This is a genomic window from Streptomyces sp. NPDC060198 (assembly GCF_042728415.1).
Lineage (GTDB): Bacteria > Actinomycetota > Actinomycetes > Streptomycetales > Streptomycetaceae > Streptomyces.
In genome coordinates this window covers 1-20,157 of record NZ_JBHWZJ010000112.1, presented here as the reverse complement: position 1 = coordinate 20,157, position 20,157 = coordinate 1, and the positions used below count along the sequence as shown (strand labels likewise).

Here is a 20,157-nt window from a genome sequence, read left to right as displayed (position 1 = left end):
ATAGGCCAGATGTGGAAGCCCGGTAACGGGTGGAGCTGACTGGTACTAATAGGCCGAGGGCTTGTCCTCAGTTGCTCGCGTCCACTGTGTTGTTCTGAAATAACAATCTGCTGTGTTTTTCCGGTTCAGGTTAAATTTCATAGTGTTTCGGTGGTCATTGCGTTAGGGAAACGCCCGGTTACATTCCGAACCCGGAAGCTAAGCCTTTCAGCGCCGATGGTACTGCAGGGGGGACCCTGTGGGAGAGTAGGACGCCGCCGAACAATTTTTCCGGGAGACCCCCGTGCCTTGTGGCACGGGGGTTTTCTGCGTTCACGGGAATTTTCATGGACGCGAGGGTGTTCGCCCTGTTCCCGCTCCGCCTTCCCGTAGGTCGCCGGGAGGCGGAACGAAGAACAGGGCGCATCGCGTCAGAGCCGACCGGCCGCCTTCAGAGCGAGGTACACATCGGCCAGCGCCGGCGCCAGGCTCTCCGGCAGCGCGTCCACCACGACGGCGCCGTGGCGCTGGAGCCGTTCCGAGATGAGCAGGCGTTGGGTCTGGGTGCGGATGGCTGCCGCGGCCTCGTAGACAGCCTCCGCAGAACCTCTGCGGCGTGCCATCTCCTCGACCCGGGGATCCGCCACGGCCGCCACGATCACGGTGTGGCGCCTGGTGAGCTGCGGAAGAACTGTCAGCAGGCCTTCTTCCGTCGGAGCCCCGTCCAGTGTCGTCAGCAGCACGATCAGGGACCGCTTCGGAGCGGCGGCCAGAGCCGCGGTGCTCATCCCGCGCGGGTCCGTCTCGACCAGCTCGGGTTCCAGCGTCGCCATGGCGTCGACCACCTTCCCCAGCGCCCCGGTGCCGGTGGCGCGGACCTGAGCCCGTACCTGCCGGTCGTAGGCGAGGAGATTCACCTGGTCTCCCGCCCGCCCGGCCAGCGCGGTGAGCAGCAGAGCGGCGTCCATCGCGGCGTCGAGCCGAGGCACGTCACCGACCCGACCGGCCGAGGTGCGGCCGGTGTCGAGGACGATCAGAATGTGCCGGTCCCGTTCGGGGCGCCAGGTCCGCACGGCCACCGCGGTCTGCCGTGCCGTGGCCCGCCAGTCGATGGACCGGGTGTCGTCACCCGGCACGTACGGGCGGAGGCTGTCGAATTCGGTCCCCTGGCCCCGGCTCAGCGTGCTCGTGCGCCCGTCGAGGTCGCGGAGGCGCGCGAGACGGGAGGGCAGGTGCTTGCGGCTGGAGAACGGCGGGAACACCCGCACGCTCCACGGAACCCGGTGGTAGCCCTGGCGCGACACGAGCCCCAGCGGGCCCGACGACCTGACAGTCACTCGATCGGGGACACGATCCCCCCGCCGGGTCGGCCGGAGCAGCATGGTGAGCCGCCGGGCCTCGCCGGCGGCGACGGAGACCGATTGCCGGGACGCGCCGGTCTCCGCGACCGAGGCTCCGCTGCTCGGGGACCAGGCGTCGCGGAGCTCGGCACGCAGACGGCGACGCGAGCTGTTGGTCACGGTGAGTTGCACCGAAGCGCTGTCACCAAGTCGAACTGATGTATCACCAGATCGGGTGAAGCCTAGGCTTCGCACTGGCGCTGCCAGGGCGTAGTCGCACAGAATGGCTAGCGAGAGGGGGGCATTGACCGCGAGCATCCCGGCCCAGCTGGGGGCCAGGACGCCTACAGGCAGTGACCCCGCAGCGGCCAGCAGCGCGGCTCTTCCGGTGAGGGGCATGGTCACCGCCTCATCGGGGGACGGGCACGAAAGCGAGGACCGAGGTGATGACGGCGTCCGGAGTGACGCCCTCCATCTCGGCTTCGGGCCGCAGATGGATGCGGTGACGGAGGGCGGGCAGGGCGAGGGCTTTCACGTCGTCGGGGATGACGTAGTCCCTGCCGGTGAGCCAGGCCCACGCACGGGCGGCGGACAACAGCGCGGTGGCGCCACGGGGGGAGACACCGAGAGCGAGTGAGGGGGACTCACGGGTGGCACGGCAGAGGTCGACGACATAGCCGGCGACCTCGGGGGAGACCGAAGTCAGGGCCACCGCGTCACGGGCGGCCTCCAGGTCGGCCGGACCAGCGACGGGAGATATGCCCGCCGCCTTCAGGTCGCGCGGGTTGAAACCCTCGGCGTGACGGGTGAGGACGTTGATCTCTTCCTCCCGGGTGGGAAGAGGCACCGTCAGCTTCAGTAGGAATCGGTCCAGTTGGGCCTCGGGAAGCGGGTACGTGCCCTCGTACTCCACCGGGTTCTGGGTCGCGACGACGAGGAAGGGATCGGGGAGGGGCCGAGGGGTTCCGTCGACACTGACCTGACGCTCCTCCATGGCTTCCAGGAGGGAGGACTGGGTCTTCGGGGGCGTGCGGTTGATCTCGTCGGCGATCAGCAGGTTGGTGAAGACCGGACCTGCCTGGAAGGAGAACTCGGCGGTGCGGGCGTCGTAGACGAGGGACCCGGTGACGTCACTGGGCATCAGATCGGGGGTGAACTGAACCCGCTTGGTGTCGAGTTCGAGGGAGGCGGCCAAGGCTCGGACCAGCAGGGTCTTGGCCACGCCGGGGACGCCTTCGAGGAGGACGTGTCCCCGGCAGAGCAGAGCGACGACGAGTCCGGTGACGGCCGGGTCCTGACCGACCACGGCCTTGGCGATCTCGGAGCGCAGGGCTTCGAGTGATGCGCGGGCGGCGTCGGAGTTCGTAGGGGCCGCGGAGGTCCCTGATGTCGCCTGGGTCGGGGCGCTCATGACGTGCGTACCTCTCTTTCGAGGGCGTCGAGTTGGTCGGCCAGGCGCACAAGTGCGGTGTCGTCGTCCGGAGTCGGGCCGAAGAGCAGGGCATCGAGTGCGCCGTCGGCGGGAAGCCGGGCGGAGAGTGCGGGGACGAGCACGTCCGGGGAGTGCGCGTCGCGGGGGGAGATTCCCACGAGTGGAGCGAGGCGGGTGCGGGCCGACTCGCGGAGCAGGGCGGCGGCACGGTCGCGTGCGCCGGCCCTCCGGTAGAGGCGGGCATGCCCCTCCGTCGCTTCGGAGGCGTGGACGGCGACCGGCAGTCTCTCGGTCACCAGCGGACCGAATCTGCGGCCGCGCCAAGCGGCCGCGAGCAGAGCGGCGACGGCGAGTTGGAGCGTGCCCCACAACCAGCCGGGCGGGACCAGACCGAAGAATCCGTCCTGGCCTTCCCCACCGGAGTCCCCGTCGGTCTCGTCGTCCCGGTGGGAGCCGTCGTCGGTCCGCTGATTCTGGCCCGGGTCACCATCGGCGCGGTCACTCGCGCCGCTTTCCGCATCGGTCGGGTCCTGGCCGGTGTCACCACCGTCGTCCGTGTCACGACCGTTCTCCGAGGCGGAGGGGTCGGCGAGAGAAGGGAGGTACCAGACGAGATGAGTACGGGAGCCGAGGAGTTGCAGGGCGAGCGAGGCGTTGCCTTCATGGGCGAGGCGCCGGTTGAACAGGATGTCGGGGGAGCCGAGCAGGACCGTCTCGCCGTCGTGCCGCGGGACGACGAGGAGCGGGGTGAGGCCGTGGGCCGGGTAGCAGCCGGTGGCTCCGGGGCCCTCCGCTTCGTAGGTGGCCCCGCCCAGGTCGGCCGTGCCTGCCCGGCGCGCGGCCGGCAACGAACACGCCGGGGTGCGTGCCGCCACCTCGACGGTGGGTCCCACACGCACGCCCGGGACGAGCGCGGGCACGGACGGGGACCCCGGGGCGATCAGGACGGTACGTCCCCCGGAGCCGGAGGTGGCCTCCCACAGGCGCTCCTGCTGGAACTCGGTGAGCAGGTCCGGTCCGGCGACCAGGAGCGTGCTGTCGGGGCCGGCCGTGGAGACGGCGTCGTCGAGCGTGGTGACCACGTCGACGCTGACGCCGCGTTGCCGGAGGAGCTCGGCCACGGCCCTGCTGCCTTCCGGATCGGCCGACCGGGGATCGAGCATCCCGTGGTGGGAGCCGGAGCGCAGAGCGGCGATGGTGACACCGCCGACCACCAGGACGAGCAGGACCACCAGGAAACCGTGGGCGCGCTTCCAGAGCTGCGCGGGGGTCGCGGACAGGGACGTGGGAGCGGACGCGCCGCCCGTTCCCGCCGGGCCGGAGACGGCACGGGTGTCCGGGGAGCCGGAGACGGTTTCCCGGCCCGGGGCGGGGGAGGCGGCCTTCGTGAAACCGGTCATCCGGCGGCTCCCGTCGTGACGGCGGTACCGGCGACGGCCGGCCGCGTCGCTTCGATGTCGTCGTCGAGGGTGCGGACGGTCAGGTACGCGTTTCTGTCGGCCGTACGGCCGCCGTACGTGAGGGCGTCGAACATGTGGGCCGCCGCGCGCAGACGAGCCGCGTGGTCCGGCAAGCGGCGTCCGGCCTCCGCGGCCGCCTCGTCGGCCGTGTGGCCGGGGCGGGGGGCGAGCAGCGCGCGTTCCTCCAGGGAGCGGACGATCGCGCGGGTCCGTTCCTGGACCGCCTCGGTCCAGCGGAGAGCGGCCGCGTGCGTCTCGGCGGCCGCGCGGTGCGCGGCCGCGCCGCGCGGACCGCTCTCCCGGAAAAGAGGCTTGGCAGAGACGGCCGGCCGCCGCGGTGTGCCCAGCCGCCACCAGAGGGCGACCACCAGGCCGAAGGCCAGGAGTACCAGCACGATGATGCCCAGCGGCCCTCCGGGCACGACACCGGAGAGCGTGTCGAAGAGCCCGCGGATCCAGTCCCAACAGGAGTCGAAGGCCCGTTCCAGCAGGCCGGGGTCGCCTTCGTGGTACATCCCCTTGGACAGTTCTGTCTCCGCGGCCTCTCTCGCGGGAACCCGTGGCGTGTCCACGGGTATGTCCGCGAGTCTCGGACCGGCCCACAGCTGTGGGCCTGACGTGATGGTGCCCCCCGCCCCTGTCATGCCATCAGCCTCCGTTGGACGCGTACCCCGGGAGACCGGCCGCCCGGCCGAGTTCCAGGTCGAGAGCTTCGCGCCGGATGCGCTGGTCGATGTAGAGCAGGGAGATCACACCGGAGACGAAGGGGTACGTCAGCATCGAGATGAGCACGCCTCCGAGGCTGGACACGAGGAGGAAGGGCCAGCCGGTCGGGGTCGGGTCGGCGCTGAAGAGCCCGTTGGCGACGCCGCCGTCGACGGAGAGACCGATCAGGGCGAAGGGGATCCCGATGATCACGGACACGATGGCGACGCACAGGCAGGTGAGCGCCAGGATGCCGAAGATCCTCCACCAGGCTCCTCGGACCAGCTTCGCCGACCGGCGCAGGGCCTGGCCCACCGACTGACGTTCCAGCATCAGGGCCGGGGCCGCGAGACAGAAGACGGTCATCAGCCAGAGCGCCACCACGGAGGCGACGGGGAATCCGAGCACGATGAGACCGGCACCGGCCGCGGAGCCGACGAGCAGCCCCGGCGCCAGACCCACGGCCATGATCGCCACGATCGCCACCGCGAGCAGCAGCGCCAGCCCCACCACTCTCAGGACCCGGGGACGGGCTTCCGCCCGGACGTCGGCCGGTGTGACGGTGCGTCCGAGCACGGAGCGGCTGACCACGACGCTGAGCACCGACGCGGTGAAGAGGATGGCGGCCATGCCGAGAACGGCGCTCGGCGCGGTCGAGACGAGCAGGGACCGCATCGCGTCGATGGACTGGCGCAGGATCTCGCTGTCGGAGGCGTTCTGGTCGATCGTGATCGGTTCGGGGAGCAGGAAACGCTCGATCAGGAGGGAGACGACCTGCACGAAGACGGCGACCACCAGGCTGATTCCCAGCGCGGTGCGCCAGTGGGCGCGCATGGCCGAGACCGACCCGTCGAGCACCTCACCGACACTCAGCGGACGGAGGGGGACGACACCCGGCTTCGGCGCCGTCGGAGTGCGACCCCAGCCCTGGGGGCCGACCCAGCCCGGTGGGGGCTGGTTGCCCCAGCCCGGGTAGCCGCCCGGGTTCGGGTTGCCTCCCCAGCCCGGTGCGGGCGGCGGTGGTGCTCCCGGCCCGGGTGCGGACGAAGCCGGGGCGGACCACTGGCCGGGCGGCGGCTGGGTGGGAGACCACTGGCCCGCCGCGACGTTCCCGTTCGCGACGTTCCCGTTCTCGCCCGCGCCGGCAGGGGTCGCGCCGGCCGGGTTCGCACCGGAGTTCGTGTCGGCGGGGTTGGCTTCGGCAGGGTTCGCACCGACGGCGTTCGCGTCGGCAGGATTTCCCTCTGCGGGCCGCGAGGCGGCAGGCGGTTCGGAGTCGACCGGTCCGGAAGGACGGGGTACGCCCGCGCCCCGTTCGTCGGAGGGGGCGGATCCGGGCGGGGCCCAGCCCGGAGAGTCGTTCATTCTGGCTCCTTCACCGTCCTGACCGCGCATCGGGGCGGCAGGTTGGCAGCCATCGTGCCACGCGGGACAGAAGTGCGTTCGAGGTGCTTCTGGTTGGCACCTTCTTATGTGGCCCTCCCAGCGGGCAGACTGGGCGGATGGCTGAACAGGACGCGCAATCGCCGGTGGGCAACGAGCCCTCCGCGCTTCCCGTACTCCGCTGGGACGAGCCCCCCGAGGGCCCCGTCCTGGTGCTGCTCGACCAGACCCGGCTCCCCGCCGAGGAGGTCCAGCTGGTGTGCACCGACGCTCCCGCGCTGGTCCGGGCGATCCAGACGCTGGCGGTGCGCGGGGCACCGCTGCTGGGCATCGCCGGTGCGTACGGCGTGGCCCTCGCGGCGGCCCGGGGATACGACGTGGACGAGGCCGTGGAACTGCTGGCCACGGCGCGGCCCACCGCGGTGAACCTCGCGTACGGGGTCCGGCGCGCGGCCCGCGCCCACGCGGCGGCGCTCGCCGACGGGGTGGGGCCGGGGCGGGCTGCTGCCGCGGCGCTCGCCGAGGCGCGGGCCCTGCACCGCGAGGATGCCGAGGCGTCCGCCCGCATGGCCCGGTACGGCCTGTCGCTGCTGGACGAGCTGCTGCCGGCCGGAGGGCACCGCCTGCTGACCCACTGCAACACCGGCGCTCTGGTCTCCGGCGGAGAGGGCACGGCGTTCGCCGTCGCGCTCGCCGCGCATCGGCAGGGGCGGTTGCGGAGGCTGTGGGTGGACGAGACGCGTCCGCTGCTCCAGGGTTCCCGGCTCACCGCCTACGAGGCCGCCCGGCACGGGATGGCGTACCAGCTGCTCACGGACAACGCGGCAGGGTCGCTCTTCGCGGCGGGGCAGGTGGACGCGGTGCTGGTCGGCGCGGACCGCATCGCGGCGGACGGTTCCGTGGCGAACAAGGTGGGGAGCTATCCGCTCGCGGTGCTCGCGAAGTACCACCACGTACCGTTCGTCGTGGTGGCGCCGGCCACGACGGTGGATCCGGGCACTCCGGACGGGGCGTCGATCGTCATCGAGCGGCGTTCCGGCCGCGAGGTGACGGAGTTCACATCGTCACGGCCCGCGCCGCACGGGGGAAAGGGGGGCGGGCTGGTAGTGGCGCCCCTGGGAACCCCGGTGTACAACCCCGCGTTCGACATCACGCCACCGGAACTGATCACGGCGATCGTCACGGGGGAGGGCGTCATTTCGCCGGTCACGAGGGCCGGACTGGCCGAGCTGTGTGCCAGGTCATCGCAGATAACGATTAGCTAATGGGATGATGTCGATTATGAAGGGACGCGTCCTTGTCGTCGACGACGACACCGCACTGGCCGAGATGCTCGGCATCGTGTTGCGTGGAGAAGGTTTTGAACCGTCGTTCGTAGCGGACGGTGACAAGGCACTTGCTGCCTTTCGGGAGGCCAAGCCGGACCTGGTGCTGCTCGACCTCATGCTGCCCGGAAGGGACGGCATCGAGGTCTGCAGGCTCATCAGGGCCGAGTCGGGCGTACCGATCGTGATGCTCACCGCGAAGAGTGACACCGTCGATGTGGTGGTGGGTCTGGAGTCCGGGGCCGACGACTACATCGTGAAGCCGTTCAAGCCCAAGGAGTTGGTGGCCAGGATCAGGGCACGTCTGCGGAGGTCGGAGGAGCCGGCGCCCGAGCAGTTGACCATCGGCGACCTGGTCATCGACGTTGCCGGGCACTCGGTCAAGCGTGAGGGGCAGTCCATCGCCCTGACCCCGCTCGAGTTCGACCTGCTGGTCGCGCTCGCCCGCAAGCCGTGGCAGGTCTTCACCCGTGAGGTCTTGCTGGAACAGGTGTGGGGTTACCGGCACGCCGCGGACACCCGTCTGGTGAACGTGCACGTCCAGCGACTCCGCTCCAAGGTCGAGAAGGACCCCGAGCGGCCCGAGATCGTCGTCACCGTGCGTGGCGTCGGCTACAAGGCCGGACCGAGCTGACATGACCCGAGGCAGCACTGCTCCTGGCCCCGGGGAGCCCGGAGCCCCCGAGGAGCGGGCTGCCGGACCAGGGCGTTCCCGTCTCTCCCGGGGTGTCCGGTCGTTCACCGACCGGACGCCCGGAGGGCCGTTCCCGCGTCTTCTGCTGCGCTGGTCGCGGCGACCGCTGCTGCCCGCCCTGCGGGTGTGGCGCCGCAATCTCCAGCTGCGGGTCGTCGCGGGCACCCTGCTGATGTCGCTCGGTGTCGTGCTCCTGCTCGGCTTCGTCGTCATCGGGCAGGTGCGCAACGGCCTGCTCGACGCCAAGGGCAAGGCCGCCCAGACCCAGGCCGCCGGCGGGTTCGCCGCGGCCCAGGCAAAGGCCAGCGAGCCCCTCACTCCAGGTCGCGAGGACGGCACCGACGGCATGTCGGCCAACACCTCCTGGCGGACCGACCTCGTCGACCAGCTGGCCAGCGGCGGCACCAACGCCTTCAACGTGGTGGCGCTCAGCCCGGATTCCGGAAGCCGCGGCACCGCCAGCCGGGCGCCCCGCGGGTCGGGCAGCGTGGAAGCGTCGAGCGTCCCGGACCGGCTGCGCGAGGCGGTCGACAAGGGACCGGGGGCGTTCCAGACGTACTCCCTGATCCGTTACTCGTACGGCAAGGAGTCGCAGCCCGGCCTCGTCGTGGGCAAGCGGCTCTACGACATCGACCACAACCCCTACGAGCTGTACTACCTCTTCCCGCTCACGCAGGAGGAGAAGTCCCTGGCGCTGGTCAAGACGACGCTTGCCACCGCCGGGCTCTTCGTCGTGGTCCTGCTCTGCGCCATCGCCTGGTTCGTGGTGCGCCAGGTCGTCACGCCCGTACGGATGGCGGCCGGGATCGCCGAGCGGCTTTCGGCCGGGCGGCTCCAGGAGCGGATGAAGGTCACCGGCGAGGACGACATCGCCCGGCTCGGTGAGGCCTTCAACAAGATGGCCCAGAACCTCCAGTTGAAGATCCAGCAGCTGGAGGAGCTGTCCCGGATGCAGCGCCGTTTCGTCTCGGACGTCTCGCACGAGCTGCGCACCCCGCTCACCACCGTGCGCATGGCGGCCGATGTCATCCACGAGGCGCGGGTGGACTTCGACCCGATCACCGGCCGTGCCGCCGAACTGCTCGGCGATCAGCTCGACCGGTTCGAGTCCCTCCTGTCCGACCTCCTGGAGATCAGCCGGTTCGACGCGGGCGCGGCGGCACTGGACGCCGAGCCGATCGATCTGCGCTCCGTCGTCCGCCGGGTGATCGGCGGCGCCGAACCCCTGGCGGAGCGTAAGGGCACCCGCATCCGGGTGGTCGGCGACGAACAGCCGGTCGTGGCCGAGGCGGACCCCCGGCGGGTCGAGCGTGTCCTGCGCAACCTCGTGGTCAACGCGGTCGAGCACGGCGAGGGCCGGGACGTCGTGGTGCGGATGGGCGCGGCCCAGGGCGCCGTCGCCGTCGCGGTGCGCGACTACGGCGTCGGGCTGAAGCCCGGCGAGGCGACGCGCGTCTTCAACCGGTTCTGGCGGGCCGACCCGGCCCGCGCCCGTACGACCGGGGGTACCGGTCTCGGACTGTCCATCGCCGTCGAGGACGCCCGGCTGCACGGCGGCTGGCTCCAGGCGTGGGGTGAGCCGGGCGGCGGCTCCCAGTTCCGGCTCACCCTTCCGCGTACGGCGGACGAGCCGCTGCGGGGGTCCCCGATACCCCTGGAGCCCGAAGACTCGCGGCGCAACGTCGCGGACCGCGAACGCTCCGGTGCGGGAGACACCCGTAGTGCCGCGGACGCCGACGGCCGGCACCGCGTGATGGCCGTGCCCCACCAGCCCAGCTCCTCCGACCGCGCCACGCTCTCCGTGCCCGCCGGACCCGGCCCTTCGCGGCAGGCACCCGCATCGGTCCACCCCGCGGCGCTGCCCGGCAGTGGCGCGCGGGTGGTGGCCCGTCCGGGGGCCGCCCCCGCACCGCAGATCCCCGAGCAGTCCCAGGAGCGGAGCCCGGACCGGTTCCCGGACCAGGAGGACACCCGACGTGGGTACTGACCGTCGTCACGACGGCCGCCGCCGCAGTACCGCGCGGACGACCGCGGTACTCGGCCTCGGCATCCTGCTGCTCGCCGGATGCGGGTCCATGCCGGTGGTCGGGGACGTCAAGTCCGTCGACGCCTCCCAGGCGGGCGACGCTCAGGTGCAGGTCTACGCGGTGCCGCCGCGCGACGGTGCGGAGCCGGGCGAAGTGGTCGACGGCTTCCTGGAGTCGATGACCAGCGACGACCCCTCCTTCCGGACGACCCGCACCTATCTGACCCAGGACGCGGCCCGAACCTGGCGTCCGGCCGCCGGCACCACCGTGCTCGCCAAGGCGCCGAACCGGAACGCTCCCGTCCTCCGGGGCCCGGAGCCCGACGCGACGGACACCACGTACACCCTCAGCGGCCAGAAGGTGGCGGAGGTCGACGCGCAGAGCTCGTACCAGCCGATCGCGCCCGCCGACTACGTGCAGAGCCTGCACCTGGTGCGCGAGAAGAGCGCGGACGGCAAGCAGGAGTGGCGGATCAGCTCGGTGCCGGACGGCCTGGTGCTCGGGCAGTCCGACTTCAAGCGGCTCTACCGTTCCGTCAACACCTACTACTTCGCGGCCGGTACGTCGGACGGTCCCGCCGCGCTGGTCGCCGACCCCGTCTACGTACGCAACCGGACCGACCCGGTGACGCGGATGGACGCCACCACGCAGACCGTGCGAACCCTCCTCGACGGGCCGACCGACTGGCTGCGGCCCGTGGTCGATTCCAGCTTCCCCGCCGGCACGACGCTGCAGAAGGGCGTCACCTCGCTGGCGCCCGACGACCAGAACGTCCTCAAGGTGCCGCTCAACAAGAAGGCCGCCGGCACCGGCCGGGGCGCCTGCCGGATGATGGCCGCCCAGGTTCTCTTCACCCTGCGGGACCTGACGTCCGCCCGCGTCGAGAGGGTGGAGCTGGAGAGCGGGCAGAAGGTGCTCTGCGCGCTGGGCGCCGAGGAGGCCTCCGAGTTCGCCGCCGACCGCGGCTCCGGCGCCCCGGTCGGCCAGTACTTCGTCGACGGGGGAAAGGTGCAGCGGATTCCCGGCTCGACCAAGGGCGGCGGGGACCCCGTGCCGGTGATCGGACCGTTCGGCGACGGCACCCCGCAGATGAGCGCGGTCGGTGTCTCCCGCGACGAGGAGAAGGCGGCCGGGGTGACCGAGGACCGGTCACGGATGTACGTGGCGTCGATCGTCGAGAAGAGCGAGCTGCCCGCGGAAGCCCCGGTCGTCAGCCGTGCGGCGTCCGCCGGGGACCGTCTGTCGGCGCCGAGCTGGGACGGGCGGGGCGATCTCTGGGTCGCCGACCGCGACCCGGACGACCCCCGGCTGCTCAGACTGGCCGGAGGCGAGGGCACTCCTCTGGAGGTCGCGGTCCCGGGCCTCGGCGGTGAGCGGATCGAGGCGCTCCGGATGTCGGCGGACGGCGTGCGGATCGCGCTGCTCGTGGGCGAGGAAGGCCACCGCACGCTGAAGATCGGCCGGGTCGAGAGGGCCGGTTCCGGCAAGGCGCAGAAGGTCTCCGTGCAGGACCTGCGCCAGGCCGCTCCGCAGCTGACCGACGTCACCGCGGTCTCCTGGTCCGGACGAGGACGGCTGGTCGTCGTCGGTAAGGAGGAGGGCGGGGTCCAGCAGGTGCGTTACGTGCAGGCGGACGGGTCCACGTCGTCCTCCGAGGTGCTGCCCGGCGTCAACCAGGTGGAGTCGATCGCCGCGGCCGACGACGAGCTCCTGCCGCTGATGGCGGACACCATGAGCGACGGCATCGTGAAGTTGTCGCCCGGCGACAACTGGCAGACCGTGCTGAAGAAGGGCACCTCGCTGGTCTACCCGGGCTGAGCCCGGCCCCTCGCACGCACGCACGCACGCCCGCCCGCCTGCCTGCCCGCCCGCGCCTGCCCGCCCGCGCCTGCCCGCCCGCGCCCGCCCGCCCGCGCCTGCCCGCCCGCGCCCGGGCTCGTCCGGCCGGTCCGTGCGGCTTCGCAGCGTTGTCCACAGGGGTGGCGCGGGCGTGCGGCGTCCGGGCAGGGTGGTGCTGTGCGGGAGTGGTGGCGGGAGTTCGCCGGACTGGTGCTGCCGGTGGCCTGCGGGGGCTGCGGCAGGCCGCGTACGGAGCTGTGCGCGGAGTGCGGCGACGCGCTGGGCGGCCGGGAGCCGCGCCGGGTGCGGCCCTCGCCCGAGCCGCCCGGACTCCCGGTGGTGCACGCCGGCGCCCCGTACGAGAACGCCGTGCGCGCGCTTCTGCTGGCCCACAAGGAGCGCGGCGCCCTGACGCTCGCGCGGCCGCTCGGCGGCGCGCTCGCGGCCGCCGTACGGGCCGGGCAGGCGCGGTCCGGGGAAGACGGTCCCCTGCTGCTCGTGCCCGTACCCTCGGCCCGCCGGGCCACCGCCGCGCGTGGGCACGATCCGGTGCGCCGGATCGCCCTGGCGGCGAGCGCCGCGCTGCGGCGGTCGGGCACCCCGGCACGGGTCCTTCCCGTCCTGCGGCAGCGGCGTCGGGTAGCCGACCAGGCTGGGCTCCGGGCGGTTCAGCGGCGAGCCAATCTCGCGGGCGCGCTGGAGGCGGTACCCGGCTCTGAACGGCTCCTCGCGCACGGCCGGGTGGTGTTGGTCGACGACCTGATGACGACCGGGGCGACGCTGGCCGAGGCGGCCCGTGCGGTCGGGCCGGCCCTGCCCCGGACGGGCGCCCACCGGCGCCTCCGGGCAGCGGTGGTCGCAGCATCTCCCTCTGCTTTCGAGATAAACCGGAACTGACAGAAATCTTTCATCTTCGCAGGTGATGGAAGGGCAGAGGGACCTGAACGGAGGTACGCGTGAGTAGCGGGTGCCGAGTAGGCGGTGGGCACGCTATGTTCGGTGGTGAGGAATGGTGAATCCCAGACCTCGACGAATGCACCACCAGGTTTCGGGCAGGCCTACATCCGGAGTTCAGCTGTCGGAAGATCGGCGGGATGGTGAACCCGCCGGTGGGCAGGAGGAGGTAGAAGGTCACCGAGTCCGAGGCTCCGGAAAGCGCTGGAGCCTGGTGCAAAAGGGAGGCGCTCCGCCACCGTTGCGGAGCGATCCGGGAACGGAGTTCTGCGTGGACATCGTCGTCAAGGGCCGCAAGACCGAGGTGCCCGAGCGGTTCCGCAAGCACGTGGCCGAGAAGCTGAAGCTGGACAAGATCCAGAAGTTCGATGGCAAGGTCATCAGCCTCGACGTGGAGGTGTCCAAGGAGCCGAATCCCCGTCAGGCCGACCGTTCCGACCGGGTGGAGATCACGCTCCGCTCGCGGGGCCCGGTCATCCGGGCCGAAGCGGCCGCGGGCGACGCGTACGCGGCGCTGGACCTGGCCACCGGCAAGCTGGAGGCGCGGCTGCGCAAGCAGCACGACAAGCGCTACAGCCGCCGCGGCAACGGCCGTCTGTCGGCAGCCGAGGTCGCCGATGTGGTGCCGGGCACGGCCGCGTTCGACGAGGACGGCGAGCTGGTCAACGAGCAGCTGGCGGAAGAGGTGCCCACCACGAGGATCGGTTCGCTGGAGGTACAGGGCGAAGGTCCGCTGGTGATGCGCGAGAAGACGCACGTGGCGGCCCCGATGCTGCTCGACCAGGCGCTCTACGAGATGGAACTGGTGGGCCACGACTTCTACTTGTTCGTCGACGCCGAGACCAAGGAGCCCAGCGTCGTCTACCGGCGGCACGCCTACGACTACGGTGTCATCCACCTGAGGACCGACCCTCTCGCCTCCGACGAAGCCGGTGGCGCGGGCGGTGCGCTCGGCGGCTGACGATCCGTCTTCGCGGTGCCCCTGGAGTGCTTACACGCCCCCGGGGGCACCGGCGTGCGACCACGGGACCCCCGCTCCGGCGGCCGGGCATGAAAGCATGGTCCCCCGAGCCAATCGGTATGCGGTGCAGTGCCGTTGGCGACCGTGTGTGATTTCAGGCCGTGGCCTTCAGGGGGAGGAACGATGGCGGACACCTTCGGGCCCGTGCGCGACACGAATGTTTCCGGAGAAGCTGCCCGTACCCGAGCCGGAGCGGACGAGGACACCTCGCCCCGTAAGGAGCCCATCAGGGTCCTGGTGGTCGACGACCACGCGCTCTTCCGCAGAGGACTGGAGATCGTGCTCCAGCAGGAGGAGGACATCCAGGTCGTCGGTGAGGCGGGGGACGGTGCTGAGGCGGTCGACAAGGCGGCCGACCTGCTGCCCGACATCGTGCTGATGGACGTGCGGATGCCCAAGCGCGGCGGCATCGAGGCATGCACCGCCATCAAGGAGGTGGCCCCCAGCGCGAAGATCATCATGCTGACGATCAGCGACGAGGAGGCCGACCTCTACGACGCGATCAAAGCCGGCGCCACCGGATACCTGCTCAAGGAGATCTCCACCGACGAGGTGTCCACCGCGATCCGGGCGGTTGCCGACGGGCAGTCCCAGATCAGCCCGTCGATGGCGTCGAAACTCCTCACCGAGTTCAAATCGATGATCCAGCGCACCGACGACCGGCGACTTCTTCCGGCGCCCCGGCTCACCGACCGCGAACTCGAAGTCCTGAAACTCGTGGCCACGGGGAAGAACAACCGCGACATCGCCAAGCAGTTGTTCATTTCCGAGAACACGGTGAAGAACCACGTGCGCAATATCCTGGAGAAGCTCCAGCTCCACTCCCGGATGGAAGCCGTGGTCTATGCCATGCGGGAGAAGATCCTGGAGATCCGGTGAACCCCGAGGGCTGTTCCTCAGGGGCGCCGTCCCTGAGGTGCCCCGTCACCGGCGGGCGGCGGAGGCCGCCGTCCCGACCGCCGCGGCCAGCGGCTCCCGCAGCCCGGGGGTGTCCACCCGCTCCAGCCGTACGTCCGTGCAGCCGACCCAGGAGGCCGCCTCCACGAGCGCCTCGGCCATCGGCGCCACCGCTTTGGGGCTCGCCAGGGACACCTGACGGGCGATCAGCGTGGTGCCCTCGCGGGCCGGGTCGACGCGGCCCTGGAGCCGCCCGCCGGCGAGCAGGGGCATGGCGAAGTAGCCGTGCAATCGCTTGGGCTTCGGGGTGTACGCCTCCAGGCGGTGGGTGAACCCGAAGATCCGCTCGGTGCGCGCGCGTTCCCAGATCAGGGAGTCGAACGGCGACAGCAGCGTCGTGCGGTGGCGTCCGCGCGGTTCGGCGGTCAGCGCCTCCGGATCGGCCCAGGCGGGCTTTCCCCAGCCCTCCACCGTCACCGGTACGAGACCGGAGGCGGCGACCACGGTGTCGAAGTGCTCGGCCTTCAGCCGGTGGTAGTCCGCGAGGTCGGCTCGCGTACCGACCCCCAGCGAACGGCCCGCCAGCGCGACCAGCCGGCGCCCGCACTCCTCGTCGGTCAGGTCGTCGTGCAGGAAGCGGTCGGGGATCGCCCGCTCGGCGAGGTCGTAGACGCGCTTCCAGCCCCGGCGCTCGGTGCAGACCACCTCGCCGTACATCAGGGCGCGCTCGACCGCGACCTTGGTCGCGGACCAGTCCCACCACTCGCCGCCGTTCTTCGCACCCCCGAGCTGCGTCGCAGTGAGCGGGCCCTCGGCGCGCAGCTGCGCGATCACGGTGTCGTACGTGCCGGCGGGCAGCTCGTGGTGCCACTGCGGGCGGTTCCGGTAGGCGCGGCGGCGGAAGGCGAAGTGCGGCCACTCCTCGACCGGCAGCACGCACGCGGCGTGCGACCAGTACTCGAAGGCGCGGCCGCCCGACCAGTACGCCTCCTCCACCGCCTTGCGGCCGATCCCGCCGAGCCGGGCGTACGGAACGAGCTCGTGGGACCGGGCCAGCACCGAGATGGTGTCGAGCTGGACGGCTCCGAGGTGGCGCAGCACCCCGGGCACTCCGGCGCGGCGGTCGGGCGCTCCCAGGAATCCCTGGGCGCGCAGCGCGATCCGGCGGGCCTGATCGGCGGAGAGTTCGACCACGGGGGGCTGCACGGGCGGCTCGGGCGTCATGGAGGCACCTTAAGGGGCACCGCCGACAGCGGCCGGGGGAGCGAACGGGTGTCCGAGGGGGTGCGGGACGTCCCCGCCCGGCCCCGTACGGCACCGCTTCAGCCGGCGCGGCCCCGGGACGGCAGGTACGCGGCGGACCCCGGCGGATGGGCCCCCGGGTCCGGCAGCCCGGTTCCGGTGAGCCGCAGGCCGAGGCCCGAGGGGATGCGCCCGGGGCCGGACGCCGGGAGCCCCAGGTCCGCCGGGAAGAGCGACGCGCTCCAGAGGGTGCGGGGCGCCTCGCCGGCGGCTGCGTGGGCGGTGGCGTCCTCCAGCCGGAACCCGGCGCGCAGGGCGACCGCCCGGGACGCCACGTTGCCCGCCTCGGCCCACCACTCCAGCCGGACCGCGCCCAGCGCGGAGAACGCCCAGCGTGCCAGGCGGACCACCGCCTCCGTCCCGTACCCCTGTCCGCGGTGCTCGCGGGCCAGCCAGAAGCCGACTTCGTACGTGCCCGGGGACGGGCGGGGGACGAGGCCGAGGGCGCCCGCCAGCGCGCCGGACCGTTCCACCACCGCGAAGTGGTAGCCGGAATCGTCCTGCCAGCCCGCCGGGGCGATGGTGCCCGCGAAGAGTTGCGCGTCGGAGCGCAGGTACGGCGACGGGATCTCCGTCCAGCGGAGGATCTCGGGGTCCTGGCACGCGAGGTGCACCGCGTCCGTGTCCCCGGGGGCGAAGGGACGGAGCAGCAGGCGGCGGGAGGTGAGGGTGATCGGCTCCATGGGCGCATTCTGGTGACCGCGGGGCCGCGTCGGGAGCACTTTCCGGGCTTCCCGGCACCTTCCAGGCTCTTCGGCCGTTGTCCTGGAAGGCGCGGTGAGGTCCACCCAGGGGCAGCCCTCCCGGCGTGGCGGTGTCCTCGCTTACGATGGCCGTTGCGGTGGGGCCCACCTGCCGTGCCCGCGCCAGCGTCCGTCAAACGACCCAGTGCCAGGCCCGACCGGCAAGGAGACCAGCCTCAGTGTCCGTCTTCAACAAGCTCATGCGTGCAGGCGAAGGCAAGATCCTGCGCAAACTGCACCGCATCGCGGACCAGGTCAGCTCCATCGAAGAGGACTTCGTCAACCTCTCCGACGCCGAGCTGCGGGCGCTCACCGAGGAGTACAAGGAACGGTACGCGGACGGCGAGAGCCTGGACGATCTGCTCCCCGAGGCGTTCGCCACCGTCCGTGAGGCCGCCAAGCGGGTCCTCGGACAGCGCCACTACGACGTCCAGATGATGGGCGGCGCCGCCCTGCACCTCGGGTACGTCGCCGAGATGAAGACCGGTGAGGGCAAGACCCTCGTCGGCACCCTGCCGACGTACCTCAACGCGATTTCCGGCAAGGGCGTCCACCTGATCACGGTCAACGACTACCTGGCCGAGCGCGACTCCGAGCTGATGGGCCGGGTCCACAAGTTCCTCGGCCTCACCGTCGGCTGCATCGTCGCGAACATGACCCCGGCGCAGCGCCGTGAGCAGTACGCCTGCGACATCACGTACGGCACGAACAACGAGTTCGGCTTCGACTACCTCCGCGACAACATGGCGTGGTCCCAGGACGAGCTCGTCCAGCGCGGCCACAACTTCGCCGTCGTCGACGAGGTCGACTCGATCCTCGTCGACGAGGCGCGTACGCCGCTGATCATCTCCGGCCCGGCCGACCAGGCCACCAAGTGGTACGGCGACTTCGCCAAGTTGGTCACCCGGCTCATCAAGGGCGAGGCGGGCAACCAGCTCAAGGGCATCGAGGAGACCGGCGACTACGAGGTCGACGAGAAGAAGCGGACCGTGGCCATCCACGAGTCCGGCGTCGCCAAGGTCGAGGACTGGCTCGGGATCGACAACCTCTACGAGTCGGTCAACACGCCTCTCGTCGGGTACCTCAACAACGCCATCAAGGCGAAGGAACTCTTCAAGAAGGACAAGGACTACGTCGTCATCGACGGCGAAGTCATGATCGTCGACGAGCACACCGGCCGTATCCTCGCCGGCCGCCGCTACAACGAGGGCATGCACCAGGCGATCGAGGCGAAGGAAGGGGTGGACATCAAGGACGAGAACCAGACCCTTGCCACGATCACCCTGCAGAACTTCTTCCGCCTCTACAGCAAGCTCTCCGGCATGACCGGTACGGCCATGACCGAAGCCGCCGAGTTCCACCAGATCTACAAGCTGGGCGTCGTGCCGATCCCGACGAACCGGCCGATGGTCCGCCTCGACCAGTCCGACCTGATCTACCGGACCGAGGTCGCCAAGTTCGCCGCCGTCGTCGACGACATCGCGGAGAAGCACGAGAAGGGGCAGCCGATCCTGGTCGGCACCACCTCGGTCGAGAAGTCCGAGTACCTCTCGCAGCAGCTCTCCAAGCGCGGTGTCCAGCACGAGGTGCTCAACGCCAAGCAGCACGACCGTGAGGCGACGATCGTCGCCCAGGCCGGCCGCAAGGGTGCTGTCACCGTCGCGACGAACATGGCCGGCCGAGGCACCGACATCAAGCTCGGCGGCAACCCCGACGACCTCGCCGAGGCGGAGCTGCGCCAGCGCGGCCTCGACCCGGTCGAGCACGTCGAGGAGTGGGCCGCAGCCCTGCCCGCCGCGCTGGAGAAGGCCGAACTCGCGGTGAAGGCGGAGTTCGAAGAGGTCAAGGACCTCGGCGGGCTGTACGTCCTGGGCACCGAGCGCCACGAGTCACGCCGTATCGACAACCAGCTGCGCGGTCGTTCCGGCCGTCAGGGAGACCCGGGCGAGTCCCGCTTCTACCTCTCGCTGGGCGACGACCTGATGCGCCTGTTCAAGGCGCAGATGGTGGAGCGCGTGATGTCGATGGCGAACGTCCCGGACGACGTGCCGATCGAGAACAAGATGGTCACCCGCGCCATCGCCTCCGCTCAGTCCCAGGTCGAGCAGCAGAACTTCGAGACGCGTAAGAACGTCCTGAAGTACGACGAGGTGCTCAACCGCCAGCGCGAGGTCATCTACGGCGAGCGGCGCCGCGTCCTGGAGGGCGAGGACCTCCAGGACCAGATCCGTCACTTCATGGACGACACGATCGACGACTACATCCGCCAGGAGACCGCCGAGGGCTTCGCGGAGGAGTGGGACCTCGACCGGCTGTGGGGCGCCTTCAAGCAGCTCTACCCGGTGAAGGTCACCGTGGAGGAGCTGGAGGAAGCGGCCGGCGACCTCGCCGGTGTCACGGCGGACTTCATCGCCGAGTCCGTCAAGGACGACATCCACGCGCAGTACGAGGAGCGCGAGAACTCCCTCGGCTCCGAGATCATGCGCGAGCTGGAGCGCCGCGTGGTCCTCTCGGTCCTCGACCGCAAGTGGCGCGAGCACCTCTACGAGATGGACTACCTCCAGGAGGGCATCGGCCTCCGTGCCATGGCGCAGAAGGACCCGCTGGTCGAGTACCAGCGCGAAGGGTTCGACATGTTCAACGCCATGATGGAGGGCATCAAGGAGGAGTCGGTCGGGTACCTCTTCAACCTCGAGGTCCAGGTCGAACAGCAGGTCGAGGAAGTCCCGGTCAAGGACGACGCCGAGCAGCCCTCGCTCACCAAGGAAGGTGCCGCTGTCGCGCCGGCCGCCCGGCCCGAGATCCGCGCCAAGGGACTCGAAGCCCCGCAGCGCCCCGACCGCCTGCACTTCTCCGCCCCCACGGTGGACGGCGAAGGCGGTGTGGTGGAGGGCGAGTTCACCGACAACGCTTCCGAGAGCGACGGCCTGACCCGTGCCGAGCGCCGCAAGGCGCAGAAGAGCGCGGGTGGCGGCGGGCGTCGCCGCAAGAAGTAGTCGGCGGCCGAGGACGGCTGCGGTACGCGCCGGCGGGGCCGGGATCTCCACGGAGGTCCC

General features: G+C 71.1%; 15 protein-coding genes and 1 rRNA gene. 9 read left to right on the top strand and 7 right to left on the bottom strand.

Annotated elements, in window-relative coordinates; genetic code table 11:
• Positions 1-146 precede the first annotated feature (146 nt).
• A 5S ribosomal RNA gene (rrf, locus tag ACFWEP_RS16360) occupies positions 147-263 on the top strand.
• Positions 264-410: 147 nt separating this feature from the next.
• Here rrf and ACFWEP_RS16355 read toward each other — a convergent pair.
• Genes ACFWEP_RS16355 through ACFWEP_RS16335 form a run of 5 tightly spaced genes read right to left on the bottom strand, consistent with a single transcriptional unit; the run spans position 411 to position 6,281 of the window.
• Positions 411-1,718 carry a DUF58 domain-containing protein gene (locus ACFWEP_RS16355; protein ID WP_387370741.1) on the bottom strand — a complete coding sequence of 436 codons (1,308 nt, stop codon included), beginning with the start codon at positions 1,716-1,718 and terminating at the stop codon, positions 411-413.
• 10 nt (positions 1,719-1,728) lie between these two features.
• Complete coding sequence (locus tag ACFWEP_RS16350; protein WP_387370739.1) at positions 1,729-2,730, bottom strand: AAA family ATPase; 1,002 nt, start codon at positions 2,728-2,730, stop codon at positions 1,729-1,731.
• Positions 2,727-4,151, bottom strand: coding sequence for a DUF4350 domain-containing protein (locus ACFWEP_RS16345; RefSeq protein WP_387370737.1), 1,425 nt, complete (start codon positions 4,149-4,151; stop codon positions 2,727-2,729). Before ACFWEP_RS16345 ends, ACFWEP_RS16350 begins: the two co-directional genes overlap by 4 nt.
• Entirely contained in the window at positions 4,148-4,855 is a 708-nt protein-coding gene (locus ACFWEP_RS16340) for a DUF4129 domain-containing protein (protein ID WP_387370735.1), read from the bottom strand. Before ACFWEP_RS16340 ends, ACFWEP_RS16345 begins: the two co-directional genes overlap by 4 nt.
• 4 nt (positions 4,856-4,859) lie before the next feature.
• Positions 4,860-6,281: a glycerophosphoryl diester phosphodiesterase membrane domain-containing protein gene (locus ACFWEP_RS16335; protein WP_387370733.1), complete on the bottom strand. Its 1,422-nt coding sequence runs from the start codon at positions 6,279-6,281 to the stop codon at positions 4,860-4,862.
• Positions 6,282-6,418: 137 nt separating this feature from the next.
• Between ACFWEP_RS16335 and mtnA the strand changes: the two genes are divergently transcribed.
• The 7 genes from mtnA to ACFWEP_RS16300 all read left to right on the top strand — a co-directional run bounded on the left by mtnA (position 6,419) and on the right by ACFWEP_RS16300 (position 15,038).
• On the top strand, positions 6,419-7,564 hold the full coding sequence (gene mtnA, locus ACFWEP_RS16330; RefSeq protein WP_387370731.1) for an S-methyl-5-thioribose-1-phosphate isomerase: 1,146 nt from the start codon (positions 6,419-6,421) through the stop codon (positions 7,562-7,564).
• Positions 7,565-7,568: 4 nt separating this feature from the next.
• A complete protein-coding gene (gene mtrA / locus ACFWEP_RS16325) occupies positions 7,569-8,258 on the top strand; it encodes a two-component system response regulator MtrA (protein ID WP_007448372.1) in 690 nt (229 codons plus the stop codon).
• A gap of 1 nt (position 8,259) precedes the next feature.
• On the top strand, positions 8,260-10,305 hold the full coding sequence (gene mtrB / locus ACFWEP_RS16320) for an MtrAB system histidine kinase MtrB (protein ID WP_387370729.1): 2,046 nt from the start codon (positions 8,260-8,262) through the stop codon (positions 10,303-10,305).
• Complete coding sequence (locus ACFWEP_RS16315) at positions 10,295-12,163, top strand: LpqB family beta-propeller domain-containing protein (RefSeq protein ID WP_387370727.1); 1,869 nt, start codon at positions 10,295-10,297, stop codon at positions 12,161-12,163. The genes mtrB and ACFWEP_RS16315 overlap by 11 nt, the downstream gene beginning before the upstream one ends.
• A 198-nt stretch (positions 12,164-12,361) precedes the next feature.
• On the top strand, positions 12,362-13,081 hold the full coding sequence (locus tag ACFWEP_RS16310; protein WP_387370725.1) for a ComF family protein: 720 nt from the start codon (positions 12,362-12,364) through the stop codon (positions 13,079-13,081).
• A gap of 328 nt (positions 13,082-13,409) precedes the next feature.
• Positions 13,410-14,099: a ribosome hibernation-promoting factor, HPF/YfiA family gene (gene hpf, locus ACFWEP_RS16305; RefSeq protein ID WP_387370723.1), complete on the top strand. Its 690-nt coding sequence runs from the start codon at positions 13,410-13,412 to the stop codon at positions 14,097-14,099.
• A 183-nt stretch (positions 14,100-14,282) separates the two neighbouring features.
• Entirely contained in the window at positions 14,283-15,038 is a 756-nt protein-coding gene (locus tag ACFWEP_RS16300) for a response regulator transcription factor (RefSeq protein WP_266704996.1), read from the top strand.
• Between the two features lie 45 nt (positions 15,039-15,083).
• Here ACFWEP_RS16300 and ACFWEP_RS16295 read toward each other — a convergent pair whose 3' ends face one another.
• Entirely contained in the window at positions 15,084-16,280 is a 1,197-nt protein-coding gene (locus ACFWEP_RS16295; protein WP_387370720.1) for a winged helix-turn-helix domain-containing protein, read from the bottom strand.
• Between the two features lie 98 nt (positions 16,281-16,378).
• Entirely contained in the window at positions 16,379-17,041 is a 663-nt protein-coding gene (locus tag ACFWEP_RS16290; protein WP_387370718.1) for a GNAT family N-acetyltransferase, read from the bottom strand.
• Between the two features lie 239 nt (positions 17,042-17,280).
• Between ACFWEP_RS16290 and secA the strand changes: the two genes are divergently transcribed.
• Positions 17,281-20,097 (top strand): preprotein translocase subunit SecA, encoded by a 2,817-nt coding sequence (gene secA / locus ACFWEP_RS16285; protein WP_387370716.1) that lies wholly within the window; start codon positions 17,281-17,283, stop codon positions 20,095-20,097.
• Positions 20,098-20,157: the final 60 nt, after the last annotated feature.

Bases quoted from the DNA above. Each gene is read 5' to 3' on its own strand.
- ACFWEP_RS16295 (WP_387370720.1), bottom strand. From the start codon at position 16,280: ATGACGCCCGAGCCGCCCGTGCAGCCCCCCGTGGTCGAACTCTCCGCC.
- ACFWEP_RS16290 (WP_387370718.1), bottom strand. From the start codon at position 17,041: ATGGAGCCGATCACCCTCACCTCCCGCCGCCTGCTGCTCCGTCCCTTC.
- ACFWEP_RS16340 (WP_387370735.1), bottom strand. From the start codon at position 4,855: ATGACAGGGGCGGGGGGCACCATCACGTCAGGCCCACAGCTGTGGGCC.
- mtrB (WP_387370729.1), top strand. From the start codon at position 8,260: ATGACCCGAGGCAGCACTGCTCCTGGCCCCGGGGAGCCCGGAGCCCCC.
- ACFWEP_RS16350 (WP_387370739.1), bottom strand. From the start codon at position 2,730: ATGAGCGCCCCGACCCAGGCGACATCAGGGACCTCCGCGGCCCCTACG.
- ACFWEP_RS16335 (WP_387370733.1), bottom strand. From the start codon at position 6,281: ATGAACGACTCTCCGGGCTGGGCCCCGCCCGGATCCGCCCCCTCCGAC.
- ACFWEP_RS16345 (WP_387370737.1), bottom strand. From the start codon at position 4,151: ATGACCGGTTTCACGAAGGCCGCCTCCCCCGCCCCGGGCCGGGAAACC.
- ACFWEP_RS16300 (WP_266704996.1), top strand. From the start codon at position 14,283: ATGGCGGACACCTTCGGGCCCGTGCGCGACACGAATGTTTCCGGAGAA.
- ACFWEP_RS16355 (WP_387370741.1), bottom strand. From the start codon at position 1,718: ATGCCCCTCACCGGAAGAGCCGCGCTGCTGGCCGCTGCGGGGTCACTG.
- mtrA (WP_007448372.1), top strand. From the start codon at position 7,569: ATGATGTCGATTATGAAGGGACGCGTCCTTGTCGTCGACGACGACACC.
- mtnA (WP_387370731.1), top strand. From the start codon at position 6,419: ATGGCTGAACAGGACGCGCAATCGCCGGTGGGCAACGAGCCCTCCGCG.